This window comes from Paenibacillus tengchongensis, from assembly GCF_008973665.1.
Classification (GTDB): domain Bacteria; phylum Bacillota; class Bacilli; order Paenibacillales; family Paenibacillaceae; genus Paenibacillus_AQ; species Paenibacillus_AQ tengchongensis.
The window spans coordinates 206,983-228,517 of the sequence record NZ_WACP01000001.1 but is presented as its reverse complement, the minus strand read 5'-3'; the positions used below and the strand labels follow the sequence as shown (position 1 = coordinate 228,517).

General features: G+C 56.5%; 21 protein-coding genes. 8 read left to right on the top strand and 13 right to left on the bottom strand.

Going from position 1 to position 21,535, the window contains the following annotated elements; genetic code table 11:
• Positions 1–78: 78 nt before the first annotated feature.
• The 7 genes from F1381_RS00755 to F1381_RS00725 all read right to left on the bottom strand — a co-directional run bounded on the left by F1381_RS00755 (position 79) and on the right by F1381_RS00725 (position 6,088).
• Positions 79–1,659: an oleate hydratase gene (locus F1381_RS00755; RefSeq protein ID WP_151732921.1), complete on the bottom strand. Its 1,581-nt coding sequence runs from the start codon at positions 1,657–1,659 to the stop codon at positions 79–81.
• Positions 1,660–1,814: 155 nt separating this feature from the next.
• Positions 1,815–2,144 (bottom strand): HIT domain-containing protein, encoded by a 330-nt coding sequence (locus F1381_RS00750; RefSeq protein WP_151732920.1) that lies wholly within the window; start codon positions 2,142–2,144, stop codon positions 1,815–1,817.
• A gap of 37 nt (positions 2,145–2,181) precedes the next feature.
• Positions 2,182–2,760: a dihydroxyacetone kinase transcriptional activator DhaS gene (dhaS, locus tag F1381_RS00745; protein WP_151732919.1), complete on the bottom strand. Its 579-nt coding sequence runs from the start codon at positions 2,758–2,760 to the stop codon at positions 2,182–2,184.
• Positions 2,761–2,817: 57 nt separating this feature from the next.
• Positions 2,818–3,234, bottom strand: a complete 417-nt coding sequence (locus F1381_RS00740; protein ID WP_151732918.1) for a hypothetical protein — start codon at positions 3,232–3,234, stop codon at positions 2,818–2,820.
• Between the two features lie 2 nt (positions 3,235–3,236).
• Positions 3,237–3,758 carry a hypothetical protein gene (locus F1381_RS00735; RefSeq protein ID WP_343043364.1) on the bottom strand — a complete coding sequence of 174 codons (522 nt, stop codon included), beginning with the start codon at positions 3,756–3,758 and terminating at the stop codon, positions 3,237–3,239.
• A 303-nt stretch (positions 3,759–4,061) separates the two neighbouring features.
• The gene (locus F1381_RS00730; RefSeq protein WP_151732916.1) at positions 4,062–4,841 is read right to left on the bottom strand and encodes a sporulation protein; all 780 of its coding nucleotides are present in this window, start codon (positions 4,839–4,841) and stop codon (positions 4,062–4,064) included.
• Between the two features lie 224 nt (positions 4,842–5,065).
• The gene (locus F1381_RS00725) at positions 5,066–6,088 is read right to left on the bottom strand and encodes an RluA family pseudouridine synthase (RefSeq protein ID WP_151732915.1); all 1,023 of its coding nucleotides are present in this window, start codon (positions 6,086–6,088) and stop codon (positions 5,066–5,068) included.
• 183 nt (positions 6,089–6,271) lie between these two features.
• Between F1381_RS00725 and recQ the strand changes: the two genes are divergently transcribed.
• The 3 genes from recQ to F1381_RS28705 are packed head-to-tail and all read left to right on the top strand — an operon-like array spanning position 6,272 to position 11,238.
• Positions 6,272–8,107, top strand: a complete 1,836-nt coding sequence (gene recQ, locus F1381_RS00720; protein WP_151732914.1) for a DNA helicase RecQ — start codon at positions 6,272–6,274, stop codon at positions 8,105–8,107.
• Positions 8,108–8,145: 38 nt separating this feature from the next.
• Positions 8,146–10,110 (top strand): B12-binding domain-containing radical SAM protein, encoded by a 1,965-nt coding sequence (locus F1381_RS00715; RefSeq protein ID WP_151732913.1) that lies wholly within the window; start codon positions 8,146–8,148, stop codon positions 10,108–10,110.
• Positions 10,111–10,134: 24 nt separating this feature from the next.
• Positions 10,135–11,238 (top strand): nucleotidyltransferase family protein, encoded by a 1,104-nt coding sequence (locus tag F1381_RS28705; RefSeq protein WP_246187855.1) that lies wholly within the window; start codon positions 10,135–10,137, stop codon positions 11,236–11,238.
• 691 nt (positions 11,239–11,929) lie between these two features.
• Here the strand turns inward: F1381_RS28705 and F1381_RS00700 are convergent.
• The 4 genes from F1381_RS00700 to mnmL all read right to left on the bottom strand — a co-directional run bounded on the left by F1381_RS00700 (position 11,930) and on the right by mnmL (position 15,540).
• Positions 11,930–12,904 (bottom strand): alpha/beta fold hydrolase, encoded by a 975-nt coding sequence (locus F1381_RS00700; protein WP_151732912.1) that lies wholly within the window; start codon positions 12,902–12,904, stop codon positions 11,930–11,932.
• 96 nt (positions 12,905–13,000) lie between these two features.
• Positions 13,001–13,969 (bottom strand): type I phosphomannose isomerase catalytic subunit, encoded by a 969-nt coding sequence (locus F1381_RS00695; protein ID WP_151732911.1) that lies wholly within the window; start codon positions 13,967–13,969, stop codon positions 13,001–13,003.
• A 24-nt stretch (positions 13,970–13,993) separates the two neighbouring features.
• Positions 13,994–14,587: a tRNA 5-(aminomethyl)-2-thiouridylate-methyltransferase MnmM gene (gene mnmM, locus F1381_RS00690; protein ID WP_151732910.1), complete on the bottom strand. Its 594-nt coding sequence runs from the start codon at positions 14,585–14,587 to the stop codon at positions 13,994–13,996.
• A complete protein-coding gene (gene mnmL, locus F1381_RS00685; protein WP_151732909.1) occupies positions 14,587–15,540 on the bottom strand; it encodes a tRNA modification radical SAM protein MnmL/YtqA in 954 nt (317 codons plus the stop codon). The genes mnmM and mnmL overlap by 1 nt, the downstream gene beginning before the upstream one ends.
• Positions 15,541–15,892: 352 nt before the next feature.
• On the opposite strand from mnmL, the gene F1381_RS00680 reads away from it, so the two are divergent.
• Together F1381_RS00680 and trmB are read left to right on the top strand one after the other, a co-directional pair.
• Positions 15,893–16,072, top strand: coding sequence for a hypothetical protein (locus F1381_RS00680; protein ID WP_151732908.1), 180 nt, complete (start codon positions 15,893–15,895; stop codon positions 16,070–16,072).
• Between the two features lie 227 nt (positions 16,073–16,299).
• Entirely contained in the window at positions 16,300–17,016 is a 717-nt protein-coding gene (gene trmB / locus F1381_RS00675) for a tRNA (guanosine(46)-N7)-methyltransferase TrmB (protein ID WP_151732907.1), read from the top strand.
• 130 nt (positions 17,017–17,146) lie between these two features.
• Here trmB and F1381_RS00670 read toward each other — a convergent pair whose 3' ends face one another.
• A complete protein-coding gene (locus F1381_RS00670; RefSeq protein WP_151732906.1) occupies positions 17,147–18,262 on the bottom strand; it encodes an MGDG synthase family glycosyltransferase in 1,116 nt (371 codons plus the stop codon).
• A 59-nt stretch (positions 18,263–18,321) separates the two neighbouring features.
• Positions 18,322–18,849, bottom strand: a complete 528-nt coding sequence (locus F1381_RS00665) for a phosphatase PAP2 family protein (protein WP_151732905.1) — start codon at positions 18,847–18,849, stop codon at positions 18,322–18,324.
• Positions 18,850–19,250: 401 nt separating this feature from the next.
• Between F1381_RS00665 and F1381_RS00660 the strand changes: the two genes are divergently transcribed.
• From F1381_RS00660 to rpmI, 3 genes are all read left to right on the top strand, one after another.
• Positions 19,251–20,489, top strand: a complete 1,239-nt coding sequence (locus F1381_RS00660; RefSeq protein WP_151732904.1) for a glycosyltransferase family 2 protein — start codon at positions 19,251–19,253, stop codon at positions 20,487–20,489.
• Positions 20,490–20,766: 277 nt separating this feature from the next.
• Positions 20,767–21,264, top strand: a complete 498-nt coding sequence (gene infC, locus F1381_RS00655) for a translation initiation factor IF-3 (protein ID WP_151732903.1) — start codon at positions 20,767–20,769, stop codon at positions 21,262–21,264.
• A gap of 61 nt (positions 21,265–21,325) precedes the next feature.
• Positions 21,326–21,526, top strand: a complete 201-nt coding sequence (gene rpmI, locus F1381_RS00650) for a 50S ribosomal protein L35 (protein WP_062320217.1) — start codon at positions 21,326–21,328, stop codon at positions 21,524–21,526.
• The last annotated feature ends 9 nt before the right edge of the window (positions 21,527–21,535 follow it).

Sequence of the window (21,535 nt, the reverse complement as noted above, 5' to 3'; positions counted from 1 at the left end):
TCATATACAAAAGAAAGCCTCTCCGCCCGGCCCCAGGCCGGATGGAGAGGCTTTTGTCTTCTCACTGCCCGCGCTAGCTCAGCGGAACGAGGTTACCAGCCCGGACAGCAGCGTCCGCACATCGTACTGGTACTGCCTAATCGGCTCGACCGGCCGGTTCACTCCCAGCAGGGTGTACACAGCGAGCCGGGCCGCCCGGACGGAGTATTCCTCGGTGAATACGACATCGTCCGGAATCTCGCAGAACTGGCTGATGAACGCCAGATTGGTCGAGCCGTCCGGCACGACCTTCGGACGGTCGCTGGCTAGGCGCGGCATGAACTGGGAGGTGATGAACGGCATCATGCAGGGAATACAGTTGGCTGTGGCCATAATTTCATCGCGGTGCTCTCCGAAATGCAGATGCCCGATCAATTCCTCCATAATCTCCGCTCCGGTGCACTCGCTCATCTTCTTAGGCACATAATCCCCGACGTTGTCCGGATAGAGGCCGTACCCCCAGAACACCCGCACATGCTCCGGCTGATTGCGGAAATGCGGCTGGAAGGCCAGCACGACGGACATCAGCCAGCCCGAATCCTTGAAGGTGACCAGTGCTCCGGTGCCGGCACGGTTGCGCGTGAACTTTTCCATTAGGTCGAAGAACCTGGAATCCTGGAACGTGACCGTGAATGATTCCCACTTTGATCCGTCGATGTGATCGGCAAAAGGCTCCGGATTGCCCAGCCCCGGCTTCTTGGCGGCGATGTTCTCCCACAGCTTCCAGGAGCTGCCCTTGCCGTTCAGGCGCGGCGCCGCTGTCATGGAGCCCAGGCTGGAGCTTTCGGTCATCGAACCGTTGGTCACGATCACCAGATCGTCCCCGCCCAGTTCGATCATCCCTTCCACACCTTGCCGCACCACCTTCAGCTTGGTTACCGTGATGCTGTCGCCTTCCTTGAATTCCAGATCGGTCACCGTACACTTCAGGCTGAAATCCACCCCGAACGGCTCTAAATAAGACTGCAGCGGCAGAATGATGGAATCGTATTGGTTATACGGTGTGCGCGTGACGCCTTCAAGCGTCTGGATGCGCGGGAATTCGTGCATGAAGCGGAGCATATATCTTTTGAGCTCGGCCGCGCTGTGCCAAGGCTGGAAGGCGAAGGTCGTCGCCCACATATACCAGAAATTTGTCGTGAAAAAATGCGGCCCGAACCAGTCGTTGATCCGCGCCTTGCCCATAGCAGCCTCCGGCGTAATTATCAGCTTGCCCAAGGCCAGCCGGTCGGCCATATCAAAGCCCATCGACAGCACATCCACCACTTCGCCGTTCTTGTCCACAAGCCGGGCGTTCGAATGGGTTGGGTTGGCGTTGTCGAACCCGGTGATCTCTTCGCGGACCGATTTCCCCGGCTGGTCAAGGGAAGGAATCGTACGGAGCAGCTCCCACAGATTCTCATAGGTTTCATCGTTCAGCATCCGCCCGCCGCGGATTACATAGCCGTGTTCGGCGCTGCCTGCACCGTCATTGCTGCCGCCGAGAACCTTCATTTCTTCAATAATATGAATGTGCTGTCCCGGAAAACCGCAATCCCGGACGAGATAAGCTGCTCCTGCGAGTGCTGCAATGCCTCCGCCGACGAAATAAACCTGCCGGTTACCGTACTCTTTGTTCACAAAGGTCGCCTCCCTAGGGTTTCTAATGCACTTCTCGTCCCTAATGTAATCCAAGGCTGCCATGGAAGGTATAAGCAATAAAGGGCAAGTGTCCGGATTTTGGTCAGACCGGTCTGAATGTCTAGCATTCCGACAGAAAGCTATCCAATCCGTGGTTATCTGAGCGGCTCGCCATAAGCAATATGCCAGTGCAGATGCTTGGAGTCCTGATATTGCCCCAGATTCGTCAGCACACGACAGGCGCCGTATTGCTCCGTGACCTGTGCGGCCACCTGAGTGATGACGCCGAGCAGCTCCAGCAGCAGCTCATTGTCGCTTTCATCAAGCGTGAGCAGTGAGGAGATATGCCGTTTGGGAATGGCTACAATATGTACGGGGTAAAAGGGGCGGGTATGATGGTAGGCCAGCACATTGTCTGTTTCCAGCACCTTGTTCACCTGGGTCTTGCCGTTCAGCACTTCGTCGCAATAGAAATCCTCGCTCATAACCATCCTCCTCGATAAAATAGAACAAGCCGGCATCTTATGAGGTCGACGGCAGCTTGTTCTCGTATTTATGCAGCGCCTTCAGGAAATTCCCCTCAATCAGCGCACTGAGCTGACCGATCATATGATCCGGCTCGGCCTTCATGCCGTCCCGCATCCATTGAATAATGAGGCCGGTGAAGGCCAGCGTATAAAAATTGGCAATAAACCGCTTATCCTCCATACTGACCTGCATGTCTCCCGCCAGCTCCTGAATGACGCCCATAATCAGTTCATGGGTGACTTCATACAGGTAGGTATCCAGATGGTTGCGGCCAAGGGAATCCAGCGTATTGTAACAGAACGCTTTGTTATCCTCGATATACCGGAAAATCCGGTAAAAGCCGCTCTGCCATGTACTGTAGCTGCGGTACCCGGCGATGCTTTCCACCGCCTCTGTCTTGTAAATCCATCCCAGCAGCTCAAAAATATCCTGAAAATGATAGTAAAACGTCTGCCGGTTCAGCCCGCAATGATCGACCAGATGCCTAACCGTAATTTTGTTCAGCGGAGTATGCTCCATCAGCTGCTTCAGGGAGTGGGCGAGCGCTTTTTTGGTCAGGAGGGACGTGGACACGGGTCAACACCTCGCTTGTGGTATGCGAAAGAATCCGGCAGAACGACTGTTGCCGGTTTAGACTCCGCGTGAACGGTTTATCAGCCAGCGTATGCCTTCAATGATCAGGCCCAGAACGAAGCTGCCGGCGGCAAACATCATAAACGCCACAAAGCTGGCCAGGTCTTCCCAGCCGGACATATCGCGGCCTGAATAACGGAACATGGTGTAGAAGCCGACAATCAGCCCGGCCGTCGTAATCAGCCAGACCCATTTGCCGCCGAACCAGCCGCAGATGTGGACGATTCCCGAGAAGGCCAGCGCAAGCAGCGCAAAGCGTCCCAGCAGGGCAACGTCGAACTCCGCCCCCAGCACGGCAAACCGGTACACCGACAGCAGAGCCGTAATGACCAGCGCATAAATCAGGTACCAGCGGAACCAGCGGTTATCCTTGGCGGGGGGCATGAAGCTTAATATGGATTCAGTGGCTTTCATCGTTATACATTCTCCAGTTCTCCGGCGCATTGCAGCAGAGTCTCCAGTAGCTCCGGCAGGTCTTCCATCTGCGCCTCGTTGATTTGTCTTCCGAAAGGAAGCGTAACGCAATTGTCGTAGGTTGCTTCACTGCCGAAGCGGAAGCTTAACGTCTGCTCCGGCTTCAGCTCCGGCCCCCAGTAGCCGGCCAGGATACTCTCAATGGCCGGACACTGCGCCGGCGCGTCGCTGATGCTCATATGGAAACGCAGCAGCAGGGTGCAGCCGGGAGTGCTGCCATCCACCTCCAGAATCTCATCGCCAAGGTCCTTTACCGAAGAGCGCAGCACAATTTCACTGGTCACTTTACCCGGTCCCTTCAGCTTAAAAGACAGCGTGAATTCGCGGGCGAGGACCGCCAGATCCAGCACATCGGTCCGGCCGGTAACCTCCAGAATCCCGTCGATATTGTCGTAATCGTAGATCTGATTCTCCAGAGCAACCTTCAGATTCTCAAACACAGTCGGATGAAACAACAGCGGCACCTTCTTGTCTATAATAGCTTCAGCATTATTGTAACATGCCGCCAAGCAGGAGGGAAAATGTACCTTTACTTACCGCTTGCCACAGAAGCCAGGACTTCTGCAATATGCTGTATCTTATATCTTTAAGGACCCACAGGCTGCTCCGGAAAAGAATGCCAGAAGCCCCTCGCAATCTTGCGAAGGGGCTTCTTGGACCTGCAGCAGTAATGAGTTCAGGAGGAGGGATTATAGCATCTGGTGGCTGCTGCAGAGCGGTGTGCTGTGAGCGCAGATCACGACTGGGCACAGACAGCCGCCTCCCGGTTATGCGTATTTGCGGATGGTAGCCAGGAGCTGGTCGGCGATATATCCGGTGCCGCTGGCAAGCTGGCTGTGGTCGAAGCGCATTCTCACGAAGCTCTCGTCGGTATCCAGCGCTTCAGCGAAGAGGCCGGATAATCCGCGTGCTCTGCGGTCAATTTGCAGCAGGATCTCCACGCCCTGCTCATCCGGGTAAAACATGATTTCCAGTTCATCCAGGCGGCCGCGGAACTCACCGGAAGGGGTGAATTCAAATTCCTGCACGAACTGGAGTCCGTTTCTCTGGCCATAGTGGGGAGCATATTCACAGCTAACCTCGCGAAGCCGGAAGCCGAGCTGGGTGGCTGCGTCCAGCACCACCGCTGCGTGCGGGTGCGGCAGTACCTGAAGGTAATCCTGATCCTTCGGATCAACGGCTTCCTTGATGTCAAGCCCGGTATGAATCCATACAGGGGTGCGGCCCATGGTCACCGGCGTAACTTCCGGAAGACGGAAGGAAACAGGGAATTCGTACACTTTCTCCGCTTCTACGATAAATCCGGAAGCAAGCAGAAATTTGGCAATGGTCGCTTCCACATGAGACTTGGAATCATTATGTTCTCTGACATACCGGGTCTTGACGAAGGCATAGACATCGTCGACCTTCTGGTCAACACGGCCGCCTTGAATGCGGACGATTCCGCTGAGTGTATCTCCCGCCTGCACCGTATCCTGGTGAAGCATGAGATTGACTTCTGCGGCGCCGATGCCGGCGCTCGCGAGCATTCTTTTGAACATGGACATTGCTGTGAACTCCTCCTTATGGATAATAATCCTGATACGCCGGGACCAGCGGCTTGGTTTCACCTAATTTAAGATAATTCAAAATAAAGGCATTCAAAATTGATAGCGTTTTCCTTCTATTATATATGCATCAGGCGAAACGGTTTTACCTCCGTTTATTTATAAAAAAAGACCGTCACCTGAGCTGGTGACGGTCTTTGCCCGCGATGAAAAATCGCTTTCGCCTAAACGTTGGCGGGTGCGGTGTATTTCAGGAAGGTGCGGGGGATTTCACTGGTGAACGTCAGCAGCTCTCCGCTGACCGGATGGACAAAAGACAACACGCGTGCATGCAGCCCAAGGCGGCCAACGCTCTTGGTCTCTGCGCCGTATTTCTTATCCCCGGCAATCGGATGGCCGATATCCGCCATGTGAACGCGGATCTGGTTCTTGCGGCCGGTCTCAAGCTGCACTTCGAGCAGCGAGAAATGGCGGTTGCCCTGCAAAAGCTTGTAATGGGTAATGGCATGCTGTCCATCGCCTTCATGAGGGCTGGAGTACATCTTTAGGGTGGAGGTCTCCTTCAGCCAGGAGCTGACCGTCCCTTCAGGCTTCTTCACTGCGCCTTCAACGAGAGCGACATAGACGCGCTCCTTGACGCTGTCCTTCCAGGTGGTCTGCAGCGCCTGCTGAATCCGTTCGCTCTTCGCAAACATCATCAGTCCTGAGGTGTCGCGGTCCAGCCGGTGTACGACAAATATGCGGGCTTTCGGGTTGCCGATACGCACATGCTCCATCAGCTGGCGGTACGCCGTCGGCTCGCTGTCATCTCCGGCGGAGATGGAGAGCAGTCCGGCTTCCTTCTGAATGACAATCAGATCATCATCTTCATGAATGATGCTCAAGCCATGCAGCTCTTTGACCGGTCCCGCCTTTTCCTGGTTAATGGCAACCGTCTGGCCGGGCTGCAGCGGATAGTTGTGCCGGGTCACGGCTTGGCCGTTCACCGAGACCTGGCCGCGGGCGAGGATGGCTTTAACCGAGTTGCGTCCGCGGCTGCCCAGGACACTCAGCAGAAAAGGAAGCAGTTCAGCTGGTTCGGTAACCGGATAGGTTCTGACCGGAGCAGGGGCAGGTTTGCGGCCGGAGCCGGCCTGCGGCTTTCCGGTTCTTTTGTAAGGCGGTTTATTCGGTAATTTCTTCGGTCTGGCTTGTCCGGGCTTTCCGCCCCGTTTGGCGCCTTGTCCCGAATTGCGGTTCGTATTCATGCAGGCATTCTCCGTCCTGTGGAATTGTACTCTTCAATATACCATGCACACGCGAAAAAAACTATCGGAAGCCCATATGGCCGATGGCAAACATTTGTGCGGGGATTTTATCCTCCGGCGGTTGCCGAGCTTCCCGATGCCCGGTAAACTAAAGATAGACAGTCTTAAGGAGTAATGATCGATATGAATATGCAAGTACCTACCATGGAACAGGCGCAGGCTGAGCTGCAGCGGTATTACGGTTATCCGGACTTCCGCGAAGGCCAGAAGAAGATCGTGCAAAGCCTGCTGGAAGGCCAAGATACGCTGGGCATTATGCCGACCGGCGGCGGCAAGTCGATCTGCTACCAGGTTCCGGCGTTGCTGCTGCCGGGGCTGACACTGGTCGTCTCGCCGCTGATTTCCCTGATGAAGGATCAGGTGGATGCGCTCACAACAGCCGGCATTCCCGCGGCCTATATAAACAGTACACTTAGCGGCAAAGAAGTGAATGATCGGATCCGCGCGGCCCGCCGCGGGGAGCTGAAGCTGCTCTATGTCGCGCCGGAGCGGCTGGAGCTGGACTGGTTCCGGCTGGAAATGGCCGGATTGTCCATCTCCTGCGTGGCGGTGGACGAGGCGCACTGCGTGTCGCAGTGGGGCCATGACTTCCGCACCAGCTATCTGGCGGTGGCTCCGTTCGTCGAGGAGCTGCCGCAGCGGCCGATCCTCGCCGCCTTTACCGCCACGGCGACGCCGGAGGTCATGGACGACATGATCCGGCTGCTGCGCCTACGGCAGCCGGGCGTCTTCATGACCGGACTCGGCCGGGACAACCTGGCGATGTCGGTGCTGCGCGGCGAGAACAAGCGCGAGTACGTGCTCGAATACACGGCCTCGCATGCCCACCAGCCGGGCATCATCTATGCGGCGACCCGCAAGGAAGTCGACGACCTGTACCAGCGGCTGCAGGCCAGCGGCGTTGCCGCCGGGCGCTACCACGCCGGGATGAGCGACCAGGAGCGGGCCGACAGCCAGGAAGGCTTCCTGTATGACGACATCCGCGTTATGGTCGCCACCAACGCCTTCGGCATGGGGATCGACAAATCGAACGTCCGGTATGTCATCCATTACAATATGCCAAAGAATATGGAGGCATATGTCCAGGAGGCTGGCCGCGCCGGCCGCGACGGCGAGCCGAGCGAATGCATCCTGCTGTTCAGCGCGCAGGATATAATGACCCAGAAGTTCCTGATCGAGCAGAATCCGCAGGATACGGAGCGCAAGGCGAATGAGTACCGCAAGCTGCAGCAGATGATCGACTACTGCTATACGACCCGCTGCCTGCGCATTGCGCAGCTGGAGTATTTCGGCGAGGCGCACGGGGACGAGACCTGCGGCATTTGCAGCTCCTGCACCGATGAGCGGGAGCTGATCGACATCACGGTGGACGCGCAGAAGATCTTCTCCTGCATCCACCGCATGCGCGAGCGCTTCGGCATCGCGCTGGTGGCCTCGGTGCTGAAGGGCTCGCGCAACCAGAAGGTGCTGCAGTACGGCTTTGAGTCGCTGCCGACGCACGGCGCGATGTCCGGCCGCACCGAGAAGGAGATTACCGAGGTCATCAACGTGCTGATCTCGGAAGGCTACCTGGCCCTCTCCGAAGGCCAGTATCCGGTCGTGCGGCTGCAGCCGCTCGCCGCCGAGGTTCTGCGCGGCCAGCGCGAGGTGCATCAGCGCGTCGTGCGGCCTTCCCGCAGCGGCGGGGCTTCCGGCGGGCGGGACCGCAGCCGCAGCCGCGATTATTCGCCGTCGGCGGTCAACGAGACGGTCTTCGAGCAGCTGCGGCTGATCCGCCGCGAGCTGGCGGGACGCGAGCATGTGCCGTCGTATATTATTTTCAACGATGCGACGCTGCGCGAGATGAGCGTGGTTTGCCCGCAGACCGAAGCGGAGATGCTGAGGGTGAAGGGCGTCGGGGAAGTCAAATACCGGAAATACGGCAAGCCGTTTCTCGATTTTTTTCAAAATGAACTGTGAAGATTTCAAAATGAAATGTAAAGAGGGTTAATCCATACATGAAAATCATCCTGGCCACCTTAAACGCCAAGTACATCCACACCTCGCTGGCGATCCGTCTGCTTAGAGCCTACAGCGAGAAGGAATTTCCGGACATCGTGCTGGCGGAGTACACCATCAAAGATCCCGTGATGAATATCGTGTCGGACCTGTTCCAGAAGCGGCCGGATGTCATCGGTTTCTCCTGTTATATATGGAATATTGAAGAGACGCTCAAGCTGGTCGGCATTCTGAAGCTGGTGCTGCCGGAGGTGACAATCGTGCTTGGCGGACCTGAGGTTTCGTATGAGCCGCAGGCCTTCATGAAGCGTGAGCCCGGCGTTGATTTCATCGTCTGCGGCGACGGGGAGGAGACGTTTCATCATCTCCTCCAGGAGCTGCGGGATGAGCGCAGGTTCCATTATGTGTTTGGTGCCGCTTACCGTAAGGACGGCGAAGTGATCGTCAACCCGCCCCGTCCCAAAAGCGATCTCAACACGCTGCCGACACCGCACCGTTTTCCCGAGGACCTGCCCGATCTCGGCAAACGGATCGTCTACTTCGAGACCAGCCGGGGCTGTCCGTTCAACTGCCAGTTCTGCCTCTCCAGCATAGAAGTAGGGGTGCGCTACTACGATATTGAGCGGGTGAAATCCGACTTGCTCTACCTGATTGAGGGCGGCGCAAAGGTCATTAAATTTCTCGACCGCACCTTTAATATCAACCGTAATTACGCGATGGAGATGTTTCAGTTCCTGATCGACAACCATCAGGGCTGTATTTTTCAGTTTGAGATTACGGCGGATATCATGCGTCCCGAGGTGCTGGATTTCCTGGCGGAGAATGCCCCTCCCGGTATCTTCCGCTTCGAGATCGGCGTGCAGTCGACCAACGATGTGACGAATGAGCTCGTCAAACGCCGCCAGAATTTCGCCAAGCTGTCCCGCACCGTGATGAAGATCAAGGCGAGCGGCAACATTGACCAGCATCTCGATCTGATCGCCGGGCTACCAATGGAGGATTACGCCACCTTCCGCAAGACGTTTAACGATGTGTTCGTGATGGAGCCGGAGGAGCTGCAGCTGGGCTTCCTAAAAATGCTGCGCGGCACGGGCCTCCGTGCCCAGGCGGCCAAATACGATTACACCTACATGGAGCACGCGCCCTATGAAATTCTCAGCAGCCATGTGATGCCGTTCTCCGATATTATCCGGCTGAAGCGGCTGGAGGATGTGCTGGAGAAATACTGGAACAGCCACCGGCTGGACCATACCGTCAAATACTTGATCCGGCATGTGTTCACTTCACCGTTCGACTTCTTCCAGGAGTTCGGCGATTATTGGGAAGCCCAGGGCTGGCAGAAGATCGGCCACCAGCTGGAGGACCTGTTTACGCGGCTGCTGGCTTTTCTCACGGACCGGGGGACGCCATCCATGGACGTTGTTACCGGACTGATGAAGCTGGATTATTTCCTGCAGCATAAATTCAAGCCGCGCAAAATCTGGTGGGACTACGTGCTGGACAAGAGTGACTGGTCCAAGTATATGAAGCACATTGCCGACCGGCCGGAGCTGATCTCGGCCAAGCTGGCCGAAGCCGGTTACAGCGAACGCGAGCTGCAGAAGTTCGTCATGCTGGAGGTGCTGCCCTTCCGGCTGGAGCCGGTGCTGGCGTCCATCAGCGGGCTGACCGCCGGTGCTGGAGCTGCCGGGTTCGAGGCAGAAGCGCGGGCTGAAGCTGGCGGTGCCATAGCCGGAGCAGCAGCGGCAGGTGATCAAGCGCTTGAGCCGCAAACGGCTGGCGCCGGGGCTTCGTCCGGCATACAGACCGGTGCAGCCGTTCTGCAGACTGCGGCGGGTGCTGTTCAGATGGACACCGCGCATGCGACGCTTAATCCGGCTTCCGTAGAGGGACGGACACTGCTCGTCGTGCTGTACCAGCAAGAGGAGAATCAGCAGGCACAATATATTGCATTGCCGATTTAGAGAGTAGAGGGGAGTCACAGGGGCATGGGCGGCAAGCTTCCGGTTAGATTGGCAGCATTTGAGGAGAAATACAGGGAAGGCCTGCTGGCCTTCCGCTTGCCTGCGGAGCAGGCAGAGTTTACGGGAATGCCGGAGGAGACGTTGGACGAGGCTTTGGAGAACAGGGATAAGCTTCCGGTGGTTATTCTGGGCGGAGAACGTCCGGTGGGCTTTTTTGTGCTGCACACGGGGGCGGGGATTGGACCCTTCTACGCTGAGTGGCCGGAAGCGGCGCTGCTGCGGGCCTTCCTGGTGGATCAGGACAGCCAGGGCCAGGGGTACGCCAAGGCGGGGCTGGCGCTGCTCCCCGGCTTTATCCGCAACCGGCTGCCGGCCGTGCGCGAGATCGTGCTGGCGGTTAACGAGCGGAATGAGGCTGCGCTTGCGCTGTATATCCGCGCAGGCTTCCGGGATTACGGCTTGCGGCGCAGCGCGCTGAAGGGACAGCAGCGGATTTTGCAGTATCCGCTTAGGGAAGAGCCGCTTCCGGGACTCCCCGGACCTATGGACGGGGAAGAAGCCCTGCGCCGCCGTCTGATTGGATGCTTCACACAGAGTCCGCTGCTGATGGAGGTGTTCCGCCTAGCCCGTAAGCTGGGGCCTTATCCTTACTACATCGGGGCGGGCTGCCTCGTGCAGACAGTGTGGAACGGGCTGACCGGGCGGGAGCTGGATTACGGAATCGGTGACGTCGACATCATTTACTATGATGGGGAAGACTTAGGCTATGAAGCAGAGGACAAGATGATCGCCAGGGGCCGCGAGCTTTTCGCCGGAATTCCCTTTCCGGTCGATTTGAAGAACCAGGCCCGGGTCCATCTCTGGTACGAGCAAAAATTCGGGGTCCATCTGGCGCCGTACACGTCCCTCGAAGCCGCCATCGACAGCTGGCCGACAACGGTCACCTCGCTGGGGGCACGGTTGTCGGGAGAGGATGAGTGGCATATTTATGCACCATTTGGGTTGGGCGATCTCTTTGCTCTGACGCTGCGGGCGAACAAAGCGCTGGTTACCGAAGAGGTATACCGGAACAAAGCCGGCAAATGGCAGCGGCTGTGGCCGGAGCTGAACGTTGAGCCTTGGGCTTAGCCGAAGCTGAGAATGGAGCCAGGGGTCCGAACAGGTTAATGATCGTTACGGGTTAACCTTGCGGACCCAGGAGGCCTTATTTGCCGCATAAATCTATCATCCGCTCCGTCACAGACTCAGGAGACGCTATTGCCATAGAATCGCTGGATTTCGGCTGGTTTTCCCGGAAATAGCGGCTCTCCGGTCCGCAACGGAGAGAAAAAGCGTGTCTGGCGCGAAATAACGCCGCTGGGGTCCGTTAGGCCTGGCGGAAGCGGAATAGGCGGAGCAAACCGAGTTTGCAGGCGAGTTGTGGGCGTAGAGTGACCGCTACGGGCTCTTGTGCGGGTGGCAAGGGGAACCCGGCCGCACTCAAAGATAAGCCGCATGGCCATGCTGCCGTGCATTCATGCGGCCTTGCCTTTACGCCGCTGTTGCAGCCACACCGCCAGCCTCCATGCCTCCATGCCTCCATGCGGCCGTGCCGCCACACCGCTCGCACCGCCATGCGCAGCGACGCCGGCGCAACTGGGCCGGGACCTTTGGCGCACTGCGCCCGGTGACCCGGCTCCTGCCATGCGGCTGCCCGGCAGGACGTCCTGCCGGCAAGGCAGACCGCGAAAAAAGCCACAGCCGGCATTGCCCCTTAAGGGACGATGCCGGCTGTGGCTTTCATTTACCCGGTCCTTTGCTCTACGTGCAAGCCGGCCGGTTAATGGGTCCGGCCGCTCTCATTCGCGCCGGACAACAGTGACTCGGCCGGCAGGTGGCGTACGAGCCAGTCAAGCACATCGGCGGTCACCTCATCGCGGTTGACCTCGTTGAGCATCTCGTGCCTGCCTTCGGGGTACAGCCTGTATTCGACATCGCCTGCGCCGTGCTTTCTGTAGATTTCGGCCAGTCGCAATACGCCCTGGCCGTTCATGCCTACGGGATCTTTGGCGCCGGAGAACAGGTACACCGGCTTATCCTTGCACAGCGCATGCAGTGTTTGCGCGCTGTGGATATCCTGCAGCAGCCGGAAGAAATCCCGGAAGAAACGGGTAGTGCAGATTGCGCCGCAGAAGGGATCGGCAATGAAACGGTCGACCTCCACGGGATCATTGCTGAGCCAATCGAAGGCGGTGCGGACTGGAGAGACGGAGCGGTTATATGCACCGAACACAAGCGCATTTAATAACACGCTGCGGTGCAGCTCGCCGCGCAGCCGCAGCTGCAGGGAAGCCAGGGCTTCGCCTGTCTTCAGCATGCCGCGCGGACCGTTGGTACCGCTGAGAATGTAGCCGGCGTACACGCGGCCGTCTTCCTCGCACAGCAGCTTCTGAGCCAGGAAGGAGCTCATGCTGTGACCGAACAGAAAGATCGGCAGCCCCTCATGCCGGGCACGCGCAATCTCGGCGAGCTGCAGCAGGTCCCGCCGCATCCAGTAGAAGCCGTCTTCTCCGGCGTCGCCGAGCAGACTGACTTGACCTGCCGTCTTGCCGTGGCCGCGGTGGTCGTTGGCATAAACGGCGTAGCCGGCCGCAGTGAGCGCGCCCGCAAAGCGGGCGTACCTCGCCGCCGTCTCGCACATGCCGTGCGCGATTTGCACAATGCCGCGCACCGGCGCGTCCGGCTCCGGAAGCCATTCATAGACATGAATCCGCACGCCAGCGGGATCGGTCATCACAAAGCTGGTCTCCTGCATCGCCCGTCCTCCTGAAGCTGTAGTATATTACCGCCAAAAGCAGCATATGGAATCGTAATTACCCGCATACCCCGCAGGGCCGAAAAGGAATAAGCCTTACGGCAAATAAGAACGGAGCACGGTGGAGTGCCCTTCAATGGCATAACCGCCGAGCGTTGCCGGAAGCAGATAGCATTCGCCTGCCGCGTAAGGCTGCGAGCCGCCTTCCCAGGTCAGATGGCCGCTGCCCTCGCAGATGACCAGAATGGTAAAGCTGTCCGGGGTGGTGGAGAGCTGCCATTCGCCGTTTATGAGCCCTTTTTCCACAATAAAATAAGGCGAGGAGGCGATTTGCAGCCATTCTCCGGGAACCGCGCCGTCCGTCTTCATGGAAGTGGCACCGGCTCCTTCATAAGCTGTAACATTCAGCGAATCCTCGATATGCAGCTCGCGCGGCTTGCCGTCAAGACCCGGACGGTTATAGTCGTAAATCCGGTATGTAGTATCCGAGTTCTGCTGGATTTCCGCCACGACGACGCCTGCACACAGCGCATGCACGGTACCGGCCGGGATATAGAACGTATCTCCGGCTTGCACGGTTACTTCCTGCAGGGAATCCATCACCGTGCCGTTCTCCAGCGCTTCCCGCAGCGTCTCGCGCGTAACGCCTTCCTTGAGACCGTAGATGATTTTGGCGCCCGGCTTGGCATCGAGCACATACCACATCTCGGTTTTGCCCAGCTCGCCCTGGGGCAGGCCGGCGTAATCATCGGTCGGATGCACTTGCACCGAGAGATTGTCATTGCAGTCCAGCAGCTTGATCAGGAGCGGAAAACGGCTGCCGGCTTCGGAAATGCCTTTGCTGCCGAACCATTCGCGCCCGAATTGCCCGCGGATCTGATCGAGGCCTTGTCCCGCCAGCTCTCCGTTGACCACGGTGGAGGTGCCGTTTGGATGATCGGCGATCATCCAGCCCTCGCCGATGTGGCCTTCGGGCAGCTCCAGGCCGAATTTCTCCAATGCCCGGCCGCCCCAGACCCGCTCTTTAAATTCGGGTTGAAACTTTAAAGGATACGGTTTTGTCATTACAGCATCTTCCTCTCCAAACGTCTATTTTTTCTTCTCAACTGCAACTACATACGGAGCGTCCGCCCGCTGCAACTGGCGGTAGATCACGCTCTGGGCCGCGTGCAGCGGCAGCGCTGCCGCCCAGGCTTCCACGGCGGCGGCTTCATCCGCGCCGCCGCCGTGGCCCGGATACAGCACCGCGGTGATGATGCCGCCGGGGCGGAGCACGGCCAGCGCGCCGTCCAGCGCGGCCAGCGTGCTTGCTGTTTCGGTGATGATGCTCTTGTCGGCTTCTGCGCTGGGCAGATAGCCGAGGTTGAACATCACCGCCGACACCGTTCCGGGCCAATCCTCCGGAACGGATTCCAGCAGCGCCGCGTGGCTGCGCAGCAGCAGCGTCACCGGCGCGAGCGCCGCGCCCGCCTCATCGCGTGCGAGGCGCAGGCGCTCTTCGGCCAGGCGGAGCGCAGCCGCCTGGATGTCGAAGCCGCAGACCGCGCCGCGCGGTCCGGCCGCCCTGGCCAGCGCCAGCGTATCAGCCCCGGTGCCGACGGTGGCGTCGATGGCGCGGCCGCCGGCGCTCAGGCGCTCGGCGGTTAATTTATGGGCAAAGCTCAGGACCGAGATGAAGCCCATCAGCCTTTCCTCCAATATTTACCCTGCCAGGTGTCCCGCGCAACGAGCTCGTCGTCGATGGCGTTGAGCACCTCCCATTTCTTCAGGCTCCACATCGGCCCGATGAGCAGATCACGCGGCGCATCACCGGTCAGGCGGTGCACGATCATCTCCGGCGGCAGAATTTCCAGTGAATCGGCAATCAGCTTCACATATTCCTCCTGCTCCAGGAAGCGCAGCAGCCCGGCTTCGTACTGCTTGACCATCGGGGTCTTGCGCATCAGATGCAGCAGATGGATTTTGATGCCCTGCACATCCATGTTGGCAACGGCGGCCACGGTTTCCAGCATCATCTCATGCGTCTCCTGCGGCAAGCCATGGATAATGTGGGTACAGACGCGGATCCCGTGGCGGCGCAGCTTCGCAACCGCATCGAGGTAGCACTGCGTATCATGAGCCCGGTTGATCAGCTGCGAGGTGGATTCATGAATGGTCTGCAGGCCCATTTCCACCCACAGGTAGGTGCGCTGGTTCAGCTCGGCCAGATACTCGACCACATCGTCCGGCAGGCAGTCGGGACGGGTAGCGATGGACAGGCCTACAACACCCGGCTGCTCCAAAATCACTTCATAATATTCCCGCAGCTCTTCGACCGGCGCATAAGTATTGGTGTACGCCTGGAAATAGCCGATATACTTGGCGTTCGGCCATTTCAGATGCTGGCGGTCGCGGACCTTGTTGAACTGGGTGACCAGGTCGTCGCGGCGGCTGCCCGCGAAATCGCCGGAGCCCCGGGCGCTGCAGAACGTGCAGCCCCCTTTTGCAATGGAGCCGTCGCGGTTCGGGCAGGTAAAGCCGGCATCGAGCATCACCTTGAACACCTTGGTGTCCATCTGCCCGCGCATTTCGTAGTTCCAGGTATGAAACCGTTTATCCCCCCACAAGAGCGGAGAGGAGTTCTGAAGCAAAGTCATGGTTGCAAGCTCCTTTCCTGATATAAGAACGTATATTTTATGGGGCTGTCGCTGAATTTCACCCGGCATAATTCCTTATATTCTGGCATGAAACGGCGGCTGCGTCCCTAAGGCGGTCCGCCTGTTCCCTTTAACTTACCCATTGTATCAAAAAACGGCGTACAGCGTAACCGCAGGGGCAGAAAACTGGAAAAAAACAGGCGGAAATTTAGCCGTTTTCACTTGAAATTGTTTACACGTTGTGTTATATTTTAATTGTAAAAAACAACTGCAGCAACCGATATTCTCCAACTATATTGAATTCATATTTTCGTGTCGTCCCGTCCATACTAATTTCCAAGAGGTGATCACGATGAATTCTCAGACCGTATATCCGGAAAAAGGCTCTATCGATGTCCAGCTTACCCCAGATGAGGCGCTTGCACTGACGGGCGTTGAGTTTAACGGCAACCATAAGATCAAGACCGAAGCACAGCGCAAGATCAGAAATGCCTTCGAGAAGAAATTTGATTTTAACACCCCGGCAAGGTAGACTATAGACGTTGAATTTATGGACCCCAATTCCAAATACAACATCAGGAATTCTCCGGCACAGCTGTGCCGGGGAATTCCTTTTTTGTACCTAGGATCATTTGCAGCCGGTTTAAGCGGGTTTAATTTGTTTTTTTGCCGTAAACCGCTTTACTTTTCGGGATAAGTTCGGCACAATATTGCAAGTGAATGTGTGATTTGGACAAAGAGACAAGCGGAGGAATACCTATGCGTTTACGCGGAAGAAAAGGAATACGTGAAAGCCTGGAAGAACAACCGGATCTGGTTGTGCTGGACCCGCGCAGCCTGAAGGGCCGGTGGTCGGAGATCTTCGGCAACGACCATCCGATCCATGTCGAGTTCGGCATGGGCAAAGGACAGTTTATCAGCCGGATGAGCCATAAATATCCTGAGATTAATTTTATCGGCGTCGATATGTATGACGAGCTGATCCGCCGTGCGGCCGAGAAAGCGCGCACGGTCTGGGAGCCGTCCGGCCAATTGACTCCGCCCAACCTTAAGGTGGCGCTGGCCAATATCGATTATGCGGAGGAAGTGTTCGCGCCGGGGGAGCTGGAGCGCATCTATTTGAACTTCAGCGATCCGTGGCCCAAAGCCAAGCATGCGCGCCGTCGACTGACCCACCCGCGCTTTCTTGATAAGTACCGGGGCCTGCTCAGTCCGCTGGGAGAAATTCATCTGAAGACCGATTCGCGCAGCCTGTTCGAATTTTCGTTGAATTCGTTCGCTGACTTCGGGCTGCAGATGAAGAATATTTCCCTGGACCTGCATCCGGACGGGGTGATGAACGAGGATCATGTAATGACTGAATACGAGACGAAGTTCTTTAACCAGGGCGTCAATATTCACCGCTGCGAGGCGATTGTCGGCGAGGAAGCGCTGCGGAACTATCAGGCCGTACGCCTGGATAAATACCGGCTGTAGAATGTGAACCGAAAGAGGAAATACCACTTAGAGTACGGCTTATTTTAAAATAACCCCGGTTCCGGATGTTTGCCTGATAGTGCAGACATCCGGAACCGGGGCTTTTTCTTTTTCTTTACATAATCCGGCCTTACTCCAGCATATCTATAATGCTCTGGGCGCTCTGCAGCGGATGGTACCGGCCGATCGCTTCCAGATGGCTCTTGCGCTTGGCACGGATATCGTCGTAGTTGTACAGCAGGCGCTTCATCCAGCTGTTGACGACCTCAAGCGAGGTAATTGGCTCTCCGAAGCCCGCCGCCGTGAAATACCGGCAGTTCTCTTCTTCCTGCCCCGGCAGCGGATGATAGAACAGCATAGGGACGCCCTTGGCCAGGCCTTCGCTGCAGGTCATGCCTCCGGGCTTGGTGACCAGAAGATCGGAGATCTCCATGAGCCGGTCGATCTCCCGGGTAAAGCCGATCAGCGAGATATTCGGATGATCGTAACGGGCGTCGCTGCGCAATTCGGCCAGCAGCTCGTCGTTGCGGCCGAGGCAAAAGACCAGCTGCACCCGGTCGCGCCAGCTGAGCAGCGCCTCGTTGACGACTTCGTCATTCATGAGACCCCAGCCCCCGCCCATAACGAGGACGGTCGGCAGTTCGCGGAGCGCGAATTGCTCCAGAATCTCCTCCCTGCCGGGATGTTCCCAGAAGCTGGGGTGTACGGGCATGCCGGTGACCTGGATTTTGCCGCCGGGAACGCTGCGCTGGCGCAGCTTTGTCTTGACCTCCTGCGTGGAGACCAGATAGCGGTCCACTTGGGGGCTGATCCAGCTGGCATGGGCGTCATAGTCGGTAATCACCGTAACGAGCGGGACTTTAAGCCCGGGGTCCAGCCGTTTCAGGCGGGAGACCACGGCGCTTGGAATGAAGTGGGTGCAGACGATAACATCGGGCTTTAGCTGCTTCACAATGTTTTGAGTATGCGTATAAAATATGCGATGCAAGGCAAGCGTGGTAAGACGGTTAAATGATTTCTGATGCCGGTACACATATCCCATTAGCCTTGGCTGGGATGTAACAGTCTTGCGGTAAGCAGACACAATTAAGGGAGCCATCTTGGGATTCAGAAAGCTCCCGAGCTCAAGCACCCTGGTCTGAATATGAGGCGACAGCTTGCGCAGGCTGCTCGACAGGGCGTATGCCGCCTGCGTATGCCCTGCGCCGAATCCTTCGGACAGCAACAATACTCTTTTTTTGCGCAATGTATGATTCACCTGTTCCCAAAGTGGTATTCGCCGGAAAAAGCTTGCGCCGGGCCCGTCTAACTCCAAAACGCGATTGTGCCCGCTGCCACACCAGTGCCGATAACCGCCCCCGCAAGCACGTCGGAAGGGTAATGCAGGCCGAGGTAAATCCGCGAAAAGCCGACGGTGGCCGCCAGCGGCAGCAGAATAGCGGTCAAGCCGGGAAACGCCGCCATATAAGGAACGGTTGAGGCGAAGATGGCAGTAGTATGGCCTGAAGGAAACGAATGATCCTTAAGCGGGTTATGAAAGGTATTGGTTCCGGGCAGGGCCAGATAGGGCCGCATCCGCGGATACAGCTTCTTGGCTACGGCAACCGGAAGGTGGCTTACCGCCAGGGCAACAAGGGCCTGCAGTCCCGCTGTCTTAAGCGGCTGCGGCGAAAATGCCCAAATCAGGCCGTTGATGGCGATGGTGCTTGTAGCACCGCCCAAATGGGTAAGATAGAAAAGCCAGAAGTTCAAAAAAGGGTTATGCAGCCGTCCGTTGATCCATTTGAACAGATGCTGCTCCCAAGCATGCAGTTTTCTGAAAATCCGTATCATATCTTGTCCCTCCGCTGGTCCGGCTATTGGTGTAAAGTCGTGTGGCGGCCGTAATTCTGCACCGTAAAGCTGTCTTTATCATACTTTTTTAGGGCAGTCCATTTCAAGGAAAAGCTAGGCTGAGCCCCGAAATGCCTTTTTTGACTTAAGATGCCCCTTCGCCGTACAATGATTCAAGCAGACGGAACCCGTTTAAAAAGGATAAAGAGTATACTGGTATCTGCAAAAAAACGGAATACTTTCTTTTTGAGCGGCATAAATAAAAAACTGTTCGTCTGCAATAAAAGGGGAACTCTTGGTCTATGGTAAGGAACGAAGTGCAAAGGGTCAGAGAACGTTTTTTAACCAGAGAGAGAAAAATGAATCACATCCAGGAGTGAAAAAGGGGGCATGGAAACAACATGACGGACACTTTATTCGTAACACTGCAAGTGATATTGGCTGCTATTGCGGTCTATCAGTTCTGCTTCTCGTTGTTTGGACTGCACAGGAAAAAGCGTAAGGAGCACTTTGCGCCGCAAAAATCTTTTGCCGTGCTTGTCGCCGCCCACAATGAGGAAGAGGTTGTCGGCGCGCTGATGGAGAATTTAAAGCAGCTCAACTATCCGAAAGAGCTTTATGATGTATTTGTGATCTGCGACAATTGTACCGACAATACCGCAAACATCGTCCGCGAGCACGGTATGAACGCCTGTGTGCGCACGAACAAGAATCTCCGCGGCAAAGGTTACGCCATTGAATGGATGCTGAAGGAGCTGTGGGCCATGCCGCGGCAGTATGACGCGGTTGTCATGTTCGATGCCGACAATCTGGCGCATACGGAATTTTTGCGGGAGATGAATAACGACCTTTGTTCGGGTGCCCGTGTCATCCAGGGCTATATCGACACCAAGAACCCGGAAGATTCCTGGATTACCGCTGCATACGGGGTGTCCTATTGGTACATTAACCGGCTCTGGCAGCTGTCGCGCTACAACTTGAATATGGCCAATTTCCTCGGAGGAACGGGGATGTGCTTTGAAACCCGGCTTCTCAAAGAAATGGGCTGGGGCGCCACAAGCCTTGTAGAGGACCTGGAGTTCACGATGCGCAGCGCCTCCAAGGGTGTATACCCGCGGTTTAACTATGACGCGAAGGTGTTTGACGAGAAGCCGCTGACCTTCAAGGCTTCTTCGAGACAGCGCCTGCGCTGGATGCAGGGCCATTTTACAGTAGCCCGCCGTTATTTCTTTCCGCTGATCTGGCAGAGTATCAAAGAGCGCAGCCTGACCAAATTCGATTTGGCGCTGTACGGAGCCAATGTGTACATTGTGCTCCTGACCTTCCTGATGACTGCAGTGATGTGGGTGGACAGCGCCTTTTTCGACGGACCGAACATCGCCAACATTTATGGACACCTGCCGGTCTGGCTCAGTTTTTTTGCCATCGGGGCGAATGTGCTGACCTTCCTGCTCGCCATGGCGCTGGAGAAGGTCAGATTCAAGAAGGTTTATCTGTACCTGCTGGCCTTCCCGGTCTACCTGCTTTCCTGGTATCCCATTACGTTCTATGCATTCTTCACGCAAAACAACAAGCAATGGAGCCATACCAAGCATACGCGCGTAGTCCGGCTTGAAGAGGTGCAGAGTAAGCAGGTTTAGCTTCTGACAGAAATAACAGCCTGGGTGTTGACACATCCTGCAGTGTGTTGTATATTATTCAAGTATGCAAAACATAGGGATTGCAAGCAGAAGCACCGGCTTCTCACCTGATCGGCATTTTCGCCGGCTGGTTTTGATCTCAATGCTTTATGAGACTTTAAAGTTCATGAACGTTGATCAAACGGGGTGTCGGGTGTGTACCGGCACCCCTTTTTTATGGAGAACCGCATTATTTCCCTAGAAGATCCGGAGGTGGAGAGTTATTAGTAAGGAACATATGATCAATGATGAAATTCGTGCCAAAGAGGTTCGGTTGGTTGGAGCGGAAGGCGAGCAAATCGGAATCAAGCCGATCCGCGAGGCGTTGCAGATGGCGATCGATCTTAATCTGGATTTAGTCAATGTAGCGCCGCAGGCGAAACCGCCAGTGTGCCGCATCATGGATTACGGCAAGTTCCGCTACGAAATGCAGAAGAAAGAAAAGGAAGCGCGCAAGAATCAGAAGATCGTTGACATCAAGGAAGTCTGGTTCCGCGCCAACATTGAGGAACATGACTATCAGACCAAGTTCCGCAATGTCATCAAGTTCCTGAACGAAGGCGATAAGGTGAAATGCTCCGTGCGTTTCCGCGGCCGTGAAATTACCCACGCCAATATCGGCCAGAAGATTCTGGAACGCGTCAAGAATGAAGTGGCCGACATCTCGATCGTCGAGCGCCAGCCTAAGCTGGAAGGCCGCAGCATGATTATGATCCTGGCTCCTAAGCCGCAATAAGTTCCGGAGCCGCTCGCCTCTTGGTGAACGGACGCCGCATAATAATCAAGGAGGAAACACCATGCCTAAAATGAAAACCCACAGCAGCCTGAAAGGCCGCTTCAAGATTACCGGATCCGGTAAAGTTCTGCGTTACAAAGCCCACAAAAACCACTTGCTGTCCCACAAGTCCAAACGCGCTAAGCGTGTACTGAACGGCAACCCGGTTATGGCTGCCGGTGACGTAAGACGTTTGAAACAAGGACTTGCTAACTTGAAATAGTTTGATTAC